The sequence below is a fragment of the Polycladospora coralii genome (assembly GCF_014773435.2).
GTDB lineage: Bacteria > Bacillota > Bacilli > Thermoactinomycetales > Thermoactinomycetaceae > Polycladospora > Polycladospora coralii.
Genome location: NZ_JACXAG020000001.1, coordinates 491,529 through 506,764, shown reverse-complemented (window position 1 = coordinate 506,764; position 15,236 = coordinate 491,529). Strand labels below are relative to the sequence as shown.

13 protein-coding genes are annotated in these 15,236 nt (G+C 41.2%); 8 read left to right on the top strand and 5 right to left on the bottom strand.

Annotated features, from left to right (window positions below; all coding sequences use genetic code 11):
• Positions 1–5 precede the first annotated feature (5 nt).
• The 4 genes from IC619_RS02595 to IC619_RS02580 form a co-directional block, all read right to left on the bottom strand.
• Positions 6–1,538 carry a fumarate hydratase gene (locus IC619_RS02595; protein ID WP_191138576.1) on the bottom strand — a complete coding sequence of 511 codons (1,533 nt, stop codon included), beginning with the start codon at positions 1,536–1,538 and terminating at the stop codon, positions 6–8.
• Positions 1,539–1,686: 148 nt separating this feature from the next.
• Entirely contained in the window at positions 1,687–1,923 is a 237-nt protein-coding gene (locus IC619_RS02590; RefSeq protein ID WP_191138575.1) for a DNA alkylation repair protein, read from the bottom strand.
• A 204-nt stretch (positions 1,924–2,127) separates the two neighbouring features.
• A complete protein-coding gene (locus IC619_RS02585; RefSeq protein WP_191138574.1) occupies positions 2,128–2,850 on the bottom strand; it encodes a hypothetical protein in 723 nt (240 codons plus the stop codon).
• Positions 2,851–2,922: 72 nt separating this feature from the next.
• Positions 2,923–4,485 carry an alkaline phosphatase family protein gene (locus IC619_RS02580; protein WP_191138573.1) on the bottom strand — a complete coding sequence of 521 codons (1,563 nt, stop codon included), beginning with the start codon at positions 4,483–4,485 and terminating at the stop codon, positions 2,923–2,925.
• A gap of 96 nt (positions 4,486–4,581) precedes the next feature.
• Between IC619_RS02580 and IC619_RS02575 the strand changes: the two genes are divergently transcribed.
• Together IC619_RS02575 and IC619_RS02570 are read left to right on the top strand one after the other, a co-directional pair.
• The gene (locus IC619_RS02575) at positions 4,582–5,781 is read left to right on the top strand and encodes a M24 family metallopeptidase (protein ID WP_191138572.1); all 1,200 of its coding nucleotides are present in this window, start codon (positions 4,582–4,584) and stop codon (positions 5,779–5,781) included.
• Positions 5,782–5,970: 189 nt separating this feature from the next.
• Positions 5,971–6,189, top strand: a complete 219-nt coding sequence (locus tag IC619_RS02570; RefSeq protein WP_191138571.1) for a helix-turn-helix domain-containing protein — start codon at positions 5,971–5,973, stop codon at positions 6,187–6,189.
• A gap of 218 nt (positions 6,190–6,407) precedes the next feature.
• Here IC619_RS02570 and IC619_RS02565 read toward each other — a convergent pair whose 3' ends face one another.
• Positions 6,408–7,268, bottom strand: coding sequence for a DegV family protein (locus IC619_RS02565; protein ID WP_191138570.1), 861 nt, complete (start codon positions 7,266–7,268; stop codon positions 6,408–6,410).
• A 774-nt stretch (positions 7,269–8,042) separates the two neighbouring features.
• Here IC619_RS02565 and IC619_RS02560 point away from each other — a divergent pair.
• The 6 genes from IC619_RS02560 (at position 8,043) to IC619_RS02535 (ending at position 15,161) form a co-directional block, all read left to right on the top strand.
• On the top strand, positions 8,043–8,396 hold the full coding sequence (locus tag IC619_RS02560; RefSeq protein ID WP_191138569.1) for a hypothetical protein: 354 nt from the start codon (positions 8,043–8,045) through the stop codon (positions 8,394–8,396).
• A gap of 150 nt (positions 8,397–8,546) precedes the next feature.
• A complete protein-coding gene (locus IC619_RS02555; protein WP_191138568.1) occupies positions 8,547–8,921 on the top strand; it encodes a hypothetical protein in 375 nt (124 codons plus the stop codon).
• 222 nt (positions 8,922–9,143) lie between these two features.
• Positions 9,144–10,523 carry a beta strand repeat-containing protein gene (locus IC619_RS02550; RefSeq protein WP_213260798.1) on the top strand — a complete coding sequence of 460 codons (1,380 nt, stop codon included), beginning with the start codon at positions 9,144–9,146 and terminating at the stop codon, positions 10,521–10,523.
• Between the two features lie 225 nt (positions 10,524–10,748).
• Positions 10,749–13,073 carry an RNA polymerase recycling motor HelD gene (helD, locus tag IC619_RS02545; RefSeq protein ID WP_191138539.1) on the top strand — a complete coding sequence of 775 codons (2,325 nt, stop codon included), beginning with the start codon at positions 10,749–10,751 and terminating at the stop codon, positions 13,071–13,073.
• Positions 13,074–13,136: 63 nt separating this feature from the next.
• A complete protein-coding gene (locus IC619_RS02540; protein ID WP_191138538.1) occupies positions 13,137–13,991 on the top strand; it encodes a 3-hydroxyacyl-CoA dehydrogenase family protein in 855 nt (284 codons plus the stop codon).
• A gap of 18 nt (positions 13,992–14,009) precedes the next feature.
• Complete coding sequence (locus IC619_RS02535; RefSeq protein ID WP_191138537.1) at positions 14,010–15,161, top strand: thiolase family protein; 1,152 nt, start codon at positions 14,010–14,012, stop codon at positions 15,159–15,161.
• Positions 15,162–15,236 lie beyond the last annotated feature (75 nt).

Sequence of the window (15,236 nt, the reverse complement as noted above, 5' to 3'; positions counted from 1 at the left end):
TACAGTTATTTAAATACCACTTCTTTATGAGCAGCTAATTTTTCAAGTGAGGATTTCTCTACATCATCATGAAGACTATTTCCATGTGCATCCATTGTGACGATTGCAGCAAAATCTTTCACTCGTAAATGCCACATGGCTTCTGGTACACCAAACTCTTCGAAATCTACACCTTCTACAGCCGTAATACAATCGGCATAATATTGTGCGGCTCCACCGATTGCATTTAGATATACAGCGCCGTGTTCTTGTAAGCCGGCTAATGTTTTCGCACCCATACCACCTTTACCAATCACGGCCCGGATGCCAAATTTCTTCAAAATGTCAGATTGATAAGGCTCTTCACGAATACTGGTAGTAGGACCAGCCGCTTTTACATCCCAATTCCCGTCAGCATCTTTCAGCATGACAGGACCACAGTGATAGAGTACCCCACCTTCTAAATCAACAGGAGCATCATGATCCATCAGGTGTTTATGGATTTGATCGCGTCCAGTATGAATCAATCCACTAATTAAGACGACATCACCCACTTTGAGATCACGAATTTGCTCCTCTGTGATCGGAGCCTTTAATACCACTTGGCGCTTATCTTCATCTGATTGTATCTCATCGACGGGCTCAGCTTGTTCTTTTTGGGGTTCAATCTGATAGAGCCAATCCGATATTTCACCAGAGTCTACATGGATCCGCACACCTTGACGGCGGTATGCCCAACAATTATAAGCAACAGATACATAAAAACTAGCAGGAATTCGGTGCATGGAACCAATTTTACATCCGAGTAGCGTGGTGTTACCTCCAAATCCCATTGTGCCGATGCTTAACGTGTTGGCATTTTCTAAGATATAATCTTCCAGTTTCGCTAAATCTTCATTGGGATTGGTATCGGTCACTTCACGGAACAATTGCTTTTTAGCGAGTTCATAACCTGATGTACGATCTCCGCCAATTCCGACACCGATAAAGCCAGCACTACAACCCTGGCCTTGTGCTTGAAACACACTGTGCATAATACATTTACGAATACCGTCAAGGTCTCTGCTTGCTCTACCGAGGCCTTCTAGTTCACATGGGAGACTGTATTGAATATTTTTGTTTTCACAGCCACCTCCTTTTAAAATGAGTCTTACTTCAATATCGTTACGCTCCCACTGTTCGTACTGAATAACAGGAACGCCTTCACCGAGGTTATCCCCACTGTTTTCACCTGTTAGGGAGTCTACTGAGTTGGGACGAAGTTTTCCTTGTTTGGTAGCTTCGACAACCGCTTTTTTGATCGCCTTTGTCATTTCAATTTGGTTCACACCTACAGGAACCTTTATTTTAAAAGTCAACATTCCAGTATCTTGGCAAATGGGAGAAACGTTTTCTTCCGCCATTTGTATGTTTTGTGAAATGGTAGTAAGTGCTAGTGCAGCGCGTGTTCCAGCATCTTCTTTTTCTTTTGCTTGTCGGATCGAATACTGAACATCAGCTGGTAAGTGCGTAGAGGTTTCTGTGATTAAATTGAAAATTGAAGCTTGAAAAGCCTGCATGATTAGTCTCCTTTTGTCATCCGGTTTGTATCCAAGTACTACTCTATTATATATGCTAATAACAAATTCTTCACCTATTAGAATATAGTCACAATTAAAAATGAAAAAGTGTCATCCAGTTTATAATGGACAACACTTTTTTAATTGACTAACTACGCTGAGCTTGACGAATGAATTGCTCTTCAGATTCGATCACTCCACATATCCCACATTGTACACGATAAGGATCACCTTTATACTTGAATTGGAGTGGATCAGACAGTGAAACTTCTGACACGACATCGCCTGTCTGTGCATCTTTTTTTACGGGTTGTACGACTTGCTGAATAAGATTAAAGCGGCTACGGTTTGTACCACAAGCAGGGCATAAGTAAGGATCTGACATAAAATCCCACCTCCGCCCTTAGTATGTCTCTGTTGATCTCTTTTATACAGCATCGGTTTTTGTAATCAAATGTGTCAAATTTAATTAGGTTATGGTCTTGTCTTTTGCCTCGCCAAAACGCCTTGGCGGTTAAGCAAGTTGTCCGCTTCTTCCTTCAGGTTTGGACTCCGCGATGTAACGGTGGAGAATATAGGCTAGTCGACACTACTGTTCTTTAAATATGGTTTTCGCCTGTTGCTTAAGTTCTTGAAATTTTTCACGAATTTGCGGTTTTGTTACGTTTTTCTCTGATAATAATAACAGCTGGTCAATTAATAGGGGAGACCAAGAAATAGGCAATAGGTGTTGGGTAAAAGTATGAGCAGCTATCTCTCTTGTTTTTGCAATGGTTTGGTACCTTTTAAAGGGACCTGTTTGTTTCACCAGTATACGGGGTAAGGTCTCATCAGTTCGTTCAATAACGGTTTCTTCGAGATGGTGAAACCATTCGTGATATACATGGAGCAGAATGAGGTCTTCGATGGATAGATGGTAACCCATTTTATTGAAAAATTGTTCGATTTGTATCAGTGATGAACGAAAAATTTCAATGGTAGCGGGCTTGCGAATATAGCGGGCACGTACCTCATTCTTTTCATGTGTTAAATCAATAAACTTAATTTGTACACCTTGTTGGAGGAGCAGATTAAGCAGTGTTTTTAATTGCGTTTTACTTGTGTGTTGTTTTGCGATCGCTTCTCCGTATTGGATGGATTCGAGCACGTATCGTTTAATTTGCGCGTGTGAAAGAAGTGCGTAGTGTGGGTCCTGCTTGATTTCGATCCAAGCTAATGTTTCGCGATCTAAAATGGGCCAGAACTGCTCAATCTTTATCTGAGAAAAGGTTTGAGTCTGTCTTTTTTTATGCTGATCCTTTACGTTATTCATCTATAACGCCCCAATGATGTAATGGTTTTAAAACATCATATGTTTTGTAGGGCTTGACTCATGCTCATCTGATTAATCATCGTTGGTCTTGTAAAGAGAAAGCCACCAGGCTTTGAAATCAATCAATCTGAGTTTTGGAGGCGGTGGCAGATGGCCGGTAACAATCATCGGTACATAGGAATCCATATAATGTAGGGAGCCGTGTGATCCACCTACATGAGTAGGGGAAGCTTCTCCGACTAGTTCATACCCGGCAGCTGCAGTCATAACAATCATGGGCGTGTAGTTATCCATAACTCCTGCTAAACGAGATAAAACATCAGGGTATTCTCCATATGTAAGCTGATTCTGGTTTACAACATGGATGTCTAGTAAAGTGAGATCGCCTTCAATTTCCCAAGTCTGGTCATATTCATCACAATACTTGCCTTTCGCTTGATATTGAACTTGTGTATTCAGATGATTGGTCACATGTATCCGCTCTTCTTGACGCCATGCGATGATATCAATCCGCTCTTCTTTTTGTAGATGGGAGACGATCTCAGCCAGCGATACCTGTTGATCTAGGATATAAATATAGGCCATTCGTTCATTTACACATAAAATTAGTTGATCAGAGGGTTGTGGAGATTGTTGGGCGATCGGCATAATCTTATATGTTTGTAAAAGGGTACGCAAATCAATATAAGCACTTTTATGATTAGGGATCATATGGGTTTGACCGCTATCCCCCATAATGATGAAGTTGGCCTTTTGTAAGGCGTCATCCCAACTTCCAAAAGCCTCTAAAATGGCTTGTAGCTCCTTATCTACTTTTTTTATGCCTTTAATTTCCTGCGGTCCTTTAGCATGAACGGCATCATCGTTCTGTGGTAAGTAAACAATAGAGAAGGCGGGTAACTGCTTCTGTTTTATTAATGAAATGAGCTCCATTCTCGCGAAACGATCATTTAATCCATAGCGCGACCAAAGATGTTTGGGTTTACTTGCTTTGGCTAAGCGCGCAAATACACCAAATGAAAATAAGGCCGGTACGCGTGCAGGGATTTTTTTGGGCATAAGTCCCAAGAACTGGGCTAGCCAAGGTGCGTATAGATCAAGGCTTTGATTTCCACGATACAAAAGGGCGTTAATGGAAGCTGTATCTTCTGGATAATCTTCATGTATAGTGGATACACGTGAACTTAAGTAGTGCTGATTGTAGTGTTGTAAACTATCTTGTAGCACAGTTCGAACACCAAATTTAAGTGACTCACGTGCCCCTGTACCAAAATTGACTACGCGTTTTTCTGATGGATGATAATAACTTAAACCGTAAATATGGTGCTGGTTAGGTGGTGTCCCTGTTAAAAGTGTGCTATCGATACTGACAGACATAGTTGGAAAAGAGGATACAACTTTAGGATAGTATTCCCCTTTTTTCTGCAAAAAATGAAGTGCCGGTGCTTGCCCTAACGAGACAGTTTCTTGCAGAGGTAAATCCATGAGAGAATCAATGACTAAAACAATAAGTGGTTTATGAGCGGATGGATGCATATAGGGTGTACGAAGTGACTGCTGGCTTTGCCTATGGTTTCGATATAAAATGAATACAAGTAAGATAATGAGTATAATCGTGATCAGTTTAATCATCATTTTTCAACCTCTTCTAAACCGCCTTTGCCCTATGTTTTCACATCATCTACTTTTTTATCCGGATTGATCTAAATTTGAGAAAAGGATGGATGAAATATGCATAATCTCGCTCGATTACCAGAAAAAGAAGTCGAAGAAAGAATCGCTATTTTTCAAAACACATTACAAAAAAATGCACTTGATGGTGCTTTGCTGACACAAAATATTGATATTTATTACTTAACGGGTACCTTGCAAAATGGTGTTTTATTTATACCTTGCACTGGAGCTCCGTGTTTTTTTGTCAGAAAAAGTGTAAAGAGAGCTGCCTTTGAAACCAGTCTCGAAGTTCAACCGCTCCAAAAATCAAAGAGGATGGCAGAGGTATTAAAAGAAAAATACGGGGTCATTCATCAATTAGGTTTAGAAAAAGATGTGCTACCCATGGGATTAGCTGAGCGTTATATGAAATGGTTTCCCCAGGCGAAAGTAGTGGATGTCGCTTTTATGCTTCGTCTGCAACGTGCTGTTAAATCACCTTATGAAATTAGACAATTGCAACAAGCGGCAAAACGTGTAAATGAGGTGGTCATTTCTATCCCTCATATCATTCAAGAGAATATGACTGAGTTAGAATTATCTGCCAAGATCGAATATGCACTACGCGTACAGGGGAATACAGGATTATTTCGAATGAGGGGTTATAACCAAGAGTTGGTACTAGGGATGGTAAGTTCTGGATATGCAGCAGCAACGCCTACTTATTTTGATGGGCCGGCTGGTGGGCTTGGGGTATCCATTGTAAATCCACAAAGTGCTAGTATGAAACCCATAAAACGTGGTGAGCCGATTTTGATCGATATAAGCACGGTAGTAGAAGGATACATTATTGATCAAACGCGAATGGCAGTCTTAGGAGAACTAGACTCCGAATTAGTGGTCGCATACGAAGAAGCTAAAAAGATTATACGTGAGATGGAGAAATGCGGTAAACCAGGTGTTTCATGGCAAACTTTATATCAGAAAGCGCTTGCAATGGCAGAAAAAGCAGGCTTAAAAGAACATTTCATGGGATTTGGTGATGATCAAGCGAAGTTTGTGGGGCATGGTGTAGGCTTGGAATTAGATGAATTGCCCATCCTAGCAAATGGGTTTGACCAGCCATTAGAAGTGGGAATGGTGATCGCAATTGAGCCTAAGTTTACCTTTCCAGATCAAGGTGTAGTCGGAATCGAAAATACCTACCTTGTGACAGAAAATGGATTAGAATCGCTCACCTTTGCGAATGAAGATATCATACATATCCCCGTGGTTTAAGTTGTCACCGCCCTTCCTTGGCATGCATAGGATAACTCAGTAATGCGGAGAAGAAATGATTCAGATTTCATATACTCTGCCTATTTTAATCCTACAGCCTCACCAAGGTGTATAACTGCTCATAGTATAATTTGACTGGTCCCTGATCCTCGTGTTTCTCAGTGCTCGAGCAAGGAAGGGTGGCATAATTTGACTAACCAAAAAGGCAAACCCTTGTTAACCAATCGGGAGAGGGAAGTATTTGAACTTTTGGTCCAAGACAAAACGACAAGAGAAATCGCTGAAGAGCTATTTATTAGTGAGAAAACAGTCCGTAATCATATTTCAAACGTCATGCAGAAACTAGCCGTCAAAGGAAGATCACAAGCCGTTGTGGAGCTGGTTCGTCTAGGTGAGTTGGTCATATAGTAGCTGCATATTACCCTGCCCGGTAAAGGAAAAGGCAGGGTTTTATTGTTTTGTGAATTTAGATACGAATAGCCCATTTATCCTTTAAGTTGATATGATCAATGGTATGGAAACAGCGAATCGCTTGCGTGTTGATTGATTTGTAATGCGTTTACGTCAGCAATCATCGTTGCATGTATAAAACCCTGCCCGGGAAAGGAGAAGGCAGGGTTTTATTGTTATGCATTTTCTTGATCTTGTGGAAGGGGATGAATCACAATTCCGAGTAAGCCGGGTCCGGCATGAACCATGAGGGCGGGGCTTACGGTGCGAATATACAAATTTTGCAAGGTGTCATACTGCATCATTTTCTCTTTAAGTGCGAGTGCCTCCTCTTCAGCTTTCGTATGTAAAATCGCAATATGAGCACGAGTAGATTCTAGTTGTTTTAGAATCGGTGAAATCATTTTACGTATGGCTTGCTTTTTACCTCTGGCAATTCCATGTGGGTATAATTTGCCTTCGCTATCTAAGGAGATGATCGGTTTAATATTTAGCATCGAACCAATCGAGCTAGCCACTTTTCCGATTCTTCCCCCTGCACGCAGATAATCTAACGTGTCTACAATAAAATACCCTTTAAGCTGTTTTTTGGTCTTATCGATTTTATCTAGTATTTCCGTCATATTTGTCGTAATGCTACATAATCGGGCAGCTTCTAGCACGAGAAAACCGAGCAAAAAAGAGACACCAGCAGAGTCAACCATTGATATTTCCAGCTCAAATTCATTGGCGACTAAGCGAAATGTATTGTAGGTGCCACTTATAGCTGCCGCAACAGTAATCACAATAATATGTGTAACCCCACTGTTTTTTAATTTTTCGAATGTGGAATAGATATCTTCAGGTGTAGGCATAGATGTTTTGGGGATTTCTTGTTTCAATTGATCAGCGACTTCGTCAGCGGTTATTTCAATACCATCGCGATATTCTTGATCTATGTAATGAATACGTAATGGGACAACCTCAATCTGCCATTTCTCAATCACATCTTGTGGTAAATCACAAGAACTATCGGTAACAACCGCTATTTTTCCCATGAAAACGCTTCCTTTCCTATTTTCAGATGATTTTAGCCCATTGCTATGTCATGGTTTTGTGTATTTTGACATATTTTTGGAAATGGATATGATGCGTATATTGTTCATTTACATCATATCAAATTATACCGGGAAAAACATAATCCTATTTTTTCAAATGGAACCGTTTATATTAATAGGAGAAGGATGATGAATATAAAGAAATGGAATCCAAATGTTCAACCACCGCAAGTAAATGAGGAAGTGTTGCGGTGTATCGCAAAAGAAAGTGCACAATTTCATCTTGATCAGTAGGAGGATGGACTTTATACGATAAATTCACCGTATATCATGAAAGCGATGTACCCCAGTCCATTGTAATAGAACCGATTTATTAGGGTGCATGGGCGGAAAGGAACGCTTGTTATCCTCATGCAACAATTGTAGAAAGCAGAGGAACCTCATATTACATGCTAGAAAAATGATATATAATAAAAGAACTTTATGCATATCAATAAGATCATTATTTTAAAAATCAACCAATATGATGTGTTTATACAATTTAATGGAATGGTGTTTTATATAATTAACAAGATAAAGCGTAAAAATATATAGATTAAATCATTGTATACAAACTAAAAAACTTTAAATATGCTGTTTGACGCATTTTAACCATCATAAATATACAAATTAATTTATATAAATTTAAATAATTAATATAAATTTCACATTATTTTTTTATGGGTTATGATACGATTTAAATGTAGCAAAAATAACAAATTAGGAGTGGTCATGATGAAAAAAATAATCGTTGCATTCGCGTTAAGCTTTATGTTACTTTCGCAAATTGTGGCTCCTGCAGCTACATATGCAGAAAAAACGGATACAACTTCAAAATGTACAAGTTACGAAGCCGTGATTTCATTTTGGGGATCAGATATTTATAAAGGCACTTCTTTAAATGCTGAAAAAGAAGGAAAGCTTGAGGCTTTCTCTGAAATGTCCTTTATTGGAAAAACAAAAGGTGACTATGTAGTTGGACCTAGTGGTTACTCAAACGATTGGTATTATTTTAATACTTTCATGGGATTCCGCTATGTGCCTGCTGCTGACGTAGCTGAGGCGACTTGTACAAAATATGCGAAGTAATGAGTGCCCCCTGTGTCCATGATGTGCACAGGGGTTTGTTTATTTTTTTGGGTTAAATCACTATAAATTCCTAAGCACTCTTAAGGCAACTATACATATACTGAACTATCACTGCATGATCAAGATATTTTGCCTTATGGAGGTGTAAGGATGAGTTTTATACAAGAATTATCAGGGGATATCGTGCAAACTTTTACTAGTGCAGTGGTCACCTATATTCGATCGACTACACCAGTTGACTTAATCGTAAATGTGAAAAATGATTTTGATTGGGTAAATCCCTTGACTCCCGCGACTTCATCAAACGCTGGAAACTGTGATATTCTAGCTGAAATAGTCGATGGAACGGGTACTACAGTGGTGAACTCGGCTCAAATTGAACCTGGTCAGGAAAAAACATTAATTGCAAGTAGTGTTCAATTTCTGCAAATTACAGGTGTTTCGTGTCCATCAGGACCGTCTTCAGCAAACTCATTTTTTCTGCAAACAAATGGTAGCTATAGTGGTTTCATCACTACGCTTTAGGGTGATAGAGAGGATATGGAGATATGATTCATGTCTCCATATCCTTTTTTTGTTTTTGGACCGCGAATTAAAATGAGAAGTTACCAAAAAAGCAGTAAATTATACATGATACAACTTGAACAAGCATATTTTGACAAAAAAAGTATTAGGACCTTACTCCGCTCATATAATGAAATATCTCGGATAAAATGAGGTAGTTAAGAGTGGAATGGGGGTTGGGGAATGGATACGTTTATTAATGAGATACAAGGAGATATTGTTAATTCTAGCTCCTTAATATCTTTAGAAGATTATGTATTATCTATATTTAGCACGAATTCAGTTGTAGTAAATGTAAAGAATGACTACGATTGGGCTAGTATTGCAACGCCAATGACATCTTCCCAAGCTGGGAACTGCACTTTTCTTGCTTCTTTATTAAGTTTTGGTGTGACCGTAGCCTCGGCGACGATTGAACCAGGGCAGAAAAAATCACTTATTGCACAAAATGTAACCACACTACGTATATCAAATTTCACCTGTCCAACTACGGTAAATGGAACAATAAATGTAGCGATGAACTTAGTGCGTGGTAGTTATGTTGGGATGGTAACCAATGCGATTCAAGGATTGACTGGGGCCACCGGAGCGACCGGATTGACTGGGGCGACCGGATTGACCGGACTAACTGGAGCGACCGGAGCCACCGGATTGACTGGGGCGACTGGAGTGACCGGATTGACCGGAGCGACCGGATTGACTGGGGCGACTGGAGCGACCGGATTGACTGGGGCGACTGGAGTGACCGGATTGACCGGAGCGACCGGATTGACTGGGGCGACTGGAGCGACTGGAGTAACCGGAGCAACCGGAGCGACCGGATTGACTGGGGCGATCGGAGCGACTGGAGTAACCGGAGCGACCGGATTGACTGGGGCGACCGGAGCGACCGGATTGACTGGGGCCACCGGAGCGACTGGAGTAACCGGAGCCGGAGCAACCGGAGCGACTGGGGCGACCGGATTGACTGGGGCGACTGGAGCGACTGGAGTAACCGGAGCCGGAGCAACCGGAGCGACTGGAGCAACCGGATTGACTGGGGCGACTGGAGCGACCGGGGTAACCGGAGCCGGAGTGACCGGAGCAACCGGATTGACTGGAGCAACCGGACAGACTGGAGCGACCGGGGTAACCGGAGCCGGAGTGACCGGAGCAACCGGATTGACTGGAGCAACCGGACAGACTGGAGCGACCGGGGTAACCGGAGCTGGAGTGACCGGAGCGACCGGATTGACTGGAGCAACCGGACAGACTGGAGCGACCGGGGTAACCGGAGCTGGAGTGACCGGAGCGACCGGATTGACTGGAGCAACCGGACAGACTGGAGCAACCGGAGTGACCGGAGTAACCGGATTCGGAGTAACTGGCCCGACTGGCCCGAAAGGTCCAACAGGATCAAGTGGAGGACCGGTAGGTCCTGCTGGAGCGACCGGAGGTACCGGTGGAACAGGCCCGAGAGGTCCAAGAGGTCCGAGGGGTCCAAGAGGTCCAAGAGGTCCGAGGGGTCCAAGAGGTCCAAGAGGTGTAAATGAAATCGTAAGTGATTTAAACGAAGGACTTTAATCAAAAGTGAGGTGTTCTCTGAGAGAACACCTCACTTTTCATCAAAAAAAAAGCACCATCATCATTTTATTCTTTAGAATAACAACTTGTGTTCATGCTTTCTTTCCTATATGCTAAATAAACGAGTCGATTTAAAGTGAAATTTCAAAAAATATATCTGATACACAATATAACATGTCGTATAGAAGCTTGTCAATATGTCTAAATCAACAAAGGAGATGCATGATGACCCTTTCTCACTTTGATAAATTAAAAGAGCAGCAACGAATAAAGGATGTCATGATAGAAATTACAAAACGATTACAGCGAATCACTCAAAAAACATCTGTTCTTCAACAAGATATTGTTGAGATTCGTAAAACTTTTTGGGATCAAGTCACGATTAATCTGGATGATACTGATGAAGCAATTGAAACACTAGCTAGTTTGAATCAACAAGCGGGTGTATTATCTGAACGAGAGCGAACCCATCGTCATACCGCTAAAGAAATGAAAGTATTAAAACAACTAAAAAGGTCGCCCTATTTTGGTAGGGTTGATTTTTGTGAAGAGAATCAGAAAAAAGCAGAGGAAGTATATGTGGGACTTGCTTCACTATTAGATCATCAAGAGACTCATTTTTTGATTTATGATTGGCGTTCTCCAATTGCGAGTTTATTCTATGATTCTGAGATCGGTGAAACTGAATACCAGGCATTGGATAGGAAATTCAGGGGAGAGGTCCAAGGGAAAAGACAATATTTGATTAAAAATGGTGTGCTTAAGCACGTGTTTGAAACGCGTCTAACCATTCGAGATGAACGATTACAAACTGTATTGGGAAAACAAGCGGACACAAATATGCGAAGTATTGTAGCCACTATTCAAAAAGAGCAAAATGCAATCATTCGCGATGAGAGAAGTCGGATGTTAATGGTACAAGGTGTAGCTGGAAGTGGGAAAACATCTGTTGTGATGCAACGTATTGCATATCTGCTCTATCGGTACCGTAAGGGCTTAAATGCCGATCAAATTGTTCTTTTTTCACCTAACCTACTGTTTAGTCAATATATACGTGAAGTTTTGCCGGAATTAGGTGAGGAAAATATGCAACAAACGACGTATCAAGTTTATTTAAATCGCACACTCCCCGCTGACATACGGGTTGAATCTGGATATGATCAATTGGAATTTGCACTTACTGGCGTAAGAGATCCACACTATAAAACGAGAATGGCAGGTATTCAGTATAAAGGAACCCCAAATTTTATGCGTTTCATTGATTGTTATGTAGAAGAACTAGGAAATCGAGGTATGATTTTTAGTGATATTCTATTTCAAGGGAGGGCTTTGTTCACTGCACAAGATATCCAGAAGTTATTTGACCAAACCGACTTACAGCTTCGGCTAAAAAATCGGATGCAATTGCTATCTCAGCTGCTACTTCAGGAATTGTATCGTTTACAAGAAGAGATGAAAAAAGAAGCATGGGTGGAATCAGCAGTAGAACTGTTGGATAAAGCAGTATACCAGCAAGTTTATCAAGAACTGGAAAAAAAGGAGTATCGTCAAGGGGATCAAGATGATTTTGAAGCAGAATATAATCAATTGGCCTCCTACGTCGTGAAAAGGGAACTAAAGCCGATCAAGCATGTCATTCAAAAACTTTCCTTTGTAGATGTATGGGAGACCTACAATCAGTTATTTCAATATAATCGTACCCCTGAGGAATTGGATTGTTCCGTTTGGCGAGAAATATGTGTAGATACGAGGCAACGATTGCAGGCATTTTTGCCGTATGAAGATGCCACTTCTTTTCTATATCTTTTCGCATCTATTCATGGATATCAAACAAATACATCGATTCGTCATGTATTCATCGATGAAGTACAAGATTATACGCCTTTTCAATTGTACATGATAAAAAAGATGTTTCCGTTTAGTAAAATGACAGTAGTAGGGGATTTTAATCAAGCGTTACATGGACTAACACAATCTGCTGTCGATCTTGCTTCTTTTACTTCTTTGTATGGGGAAAATCAGACAAGCATCTTTTCATTGAAGAAAAGTTATCGTTCTACCGGTCCGATCATGTTGTTTGCACGTGAAATCGTTGAAGATGACACAATTGAACCCTTTCATCGTGATGGAAAGGTACCCACGATAACGAAAGCCCAAGATTCACGATCTTATCTTGAGAAAATGATAGGATGTATAAAAAAATTACAACAACAGCATCAAACCATTGCGATTATTTGTAAGACGGCTAATGAGAGTAAGGCTATCTTTTCGCTTCTGCAAGCACATATCCAGATGACACGAATTGAAGAGAAAAATGAGTCATTTGATCAAGGCGTATTAGCGATCCCTATCTATTTGGCAAAAGGTATCGAGTTTGATGCGGTCATTGTGCATGATGTCAGTTCTATACAGTTTAGCCGGCCTGAAGAAAGGAAATGGCTTTATGTTGCTTGTACACGTGCAATGCATGAATTACATCTCTTATATGAAGGTGAGCTAACACCGTTTATCACTCAAATCCCATCAGACAAATATCTACATATTCAATAAACAGGAAAAACGTTGATATATGTCGAAAGAAAACAAGATAGGTAAAAGAAGTGAGGGGATCTCATGACAATCAATCAAGTCGCAGTGATTGGTGCGGGTACAATGGGAAATGGCATAGCACAAGCCATTGCTATGGCAGACAAATCTGTTACATTATATGACATCTCTCAATTCGCGCTCCAACGTGGCATGACAACCATAGAAAAAAGCTTAACCCGTTTTGTAAAAGCAGGTCATATGTCGAAAACCGATGTTGAAAAAACATTTGGCAGAATTACACATTCTTCACATTTAGAGGAGACCGTTAGCCAAGCAGATTTAGTGATTGAAGCGATTCCAGAACAATTAAAATTGAAGCAAGAAATTTTCGAGCAATTGGATCAGCTGGCAAAATCAAGTGCGATTCTTGCGACGAACACCTCTGAACTTAGCGTAACAGCGATCGCATCAGCAACATCGCAGCCCCATCGGGTTATCGGGATGCATTGGTTTAATCCTGCCCCTGTAATGAAGTTGATTGAAGTTGTGAAAGGGCTCGATACCTCAAAAGAGACGATCGATGCGATTCAATCCTTTTCGCGAGATATTGGAAAAGAATCTGTACTCGTGAAAGATTATCAAGGTTTTGTGACGACTCGTGCGCTGTCGGTACAACTAATTGAGAGTATGCGTATGTTGGAAGAGGGTGTTGCAAGTCCTGAGGACATTGATAAATCGGTACGGTTAGGACTTAATTATCCGATGGGACCACTTGAATTATCCGATTATATTGGACTGGATACCTTATTATATGCGAGTGATGGAATGGTAGAAGCCTATGGAGATCGTTTTCGTCCTCCTCAAATATTAAGAAAATTAGTAGAAGCGGGACACTTGGGTAGGAAAACTGGAAAAGGATTTTATAACTACACAGAGTAGAGAAAGTAGGAAGCCAGATTGAGAGAAGTTGTGATTGTGAGTGCGGTTCGGACAGCAGTTGGGAGGCGTAAAGGTGTTTTTCGTCATATCCATCCAGTTGAATTAGGTGCTAGTGTACTGAGGGAAGTGGTTAGTCGCGCTGGTGTTCCTGATGAAATGGTAGAAGATGTAGTCATGGGATGCGTATCGCCACTAAATGAACAAGGACTAAATATTGGACGTCTATCTGTATTAAGAGCGAAGTTCCCGGTCGAAGTGCCAGCTGTCCAGATTAATCGCATGTGCGGATCTGGACAGCAAGCCATCCATTTTGCTTGCCAAGAAATTCGCTCAGGTGATATGGATGTCACCATAGGTGCAGGCGTCGAACATATGACGATGGTTCCCATCGGGAGTGATCAAAATGAAAACTCCATTCCAGATCGACTTGCTGACCAATATGAATTTATTCATCAAGGGGTCTCAGCTGAACGGATCGCCCAAAAATATGGGATTACGCGTGCTCAAGTCGATATATACGCACTGGAAAGTCATAAAAGAGCCTTACGTGCGATTGCGGAAAAGCGATTTGATCGAGAATTGATGCCGCTTCAAGGCCATGATGCCAATGATCAATTGATTCAGGTGAGAGAAGATGAAGGGCCACGCCCAGACACTTCCACTGAAACACTCGCTGCTTTAAAACCGGTGTTTGTAGATCATGGGCTTATTACAGCGGGTAATGCAAGCCAGATGAGTGATGGCGCTGCTGCCGTATTATTAATGGATGCAAAGAAAGCAAACGAATTGGGAATCAAAGGGCGAGCGCGTATTGTAGCACAGGTAGTTGTCGGTTCCGATCCGACCATGATGTTAGATGGTGTCATTCCAGCTACACGAAAAGTGTTACAGAAAGCCAACTTAACCCTTGCGGATATCGACCGCATTGAAATTAATGAAGCATTTGCCCCCGTGGTATTAGCTTGGCAAAAAGAACTTGATGTTGACTTAAATAAAGTAAATGTAAATGGAGGAGCCATTGCATTGGGGCATCCACTCGGAGCAACTGGCGCCAAGTTATTAACCACGTTACTACATGAACTGGAACGGATTCAGGGGAGATATGGTCTCCTTACGGTGTGTATCGGCCATGGCATGGCTACTGCTATGATTATCGAACGAATCAAATAAGAAGAAATCCTGAAGAAGCTTCGCTCATCCATTATCGAAGCTTCTTTTCTTTACGCGTATATTTATTTGGTTTAT

Coding starts and splice junctions, on each gene's coding strand:
- IC619_RS02595 (WP_191138576.1), bottom strand. CDS start 1,538: ATGCAGGCTTTTCAAGCTTCAATTTTCAATTTAATCACAGAAACCTCT.
- IC619_RS02590 (WP_191138575.1), bottom strand. CDS start 1,923: ATGTCAGATCCTTACTTATGCCCTGCTTGTGGTACAAACCGTAGCCGC.
- IC619_RS02585 (WP_191138574.1), bottom strand. CDS start 2,850: ATGAATAACGTAAAGGATCAGCATAAAAAAAGACAGACTCAAACCTTT.
- IC619_RS02580 (WP_191138573.1), bottom strand. CDS start 4,485: ATGATGATTAAACTGATCACGATTATACTCATTATCTTACTTGTATTC.
- IC619_RS02575 (WP_191138572.1), top strand. CDS start 4,582: ATGCATAATCTCGCTCGATTACCAGAAAAAGAAGTCGAAGAAAGAATC.
- IC619_RS02565 (WP_191138570.1), bottom strand. CDS start 7,268: ATGGGAAAAATAGCGGTTGTTACCGATAGTTCTTGTGATTTACCACAA.
- IC619_RS02560 (WP_191138569.1), top strand. CDS start 8,043: ATGAAAAAAATAATCGTTGCATTCGCGTTAAGCTTTATGTTACTTTCG.
- IC619_RS02555 (WP_191138568.1), top strand. CDS start 8,547: ATGAGTTTTATACAAGAATTATCAGGGGATATCGTGCAAACTTTTACT.
- IC619_RS02550 (WP_213260798.1), top strand. CDS start 9,144: ATGGATACGTTTATTAATGAGATACAAGGAGATATTGTTAATTCTAGC.
- helD (WP_191138539.1), top strand. CDS start 10,749: ATGACCCTTTCTCACTTTGATAAATTAAAAGAGCAGCAACGAATAAAG.
- IC619_RS02540 (WP_191138538.1), top strand. CDS start 13,137: ATGACAATCAATCAAGTCGCAGTGATTGGTGCGGGTACAATGGGAAAT.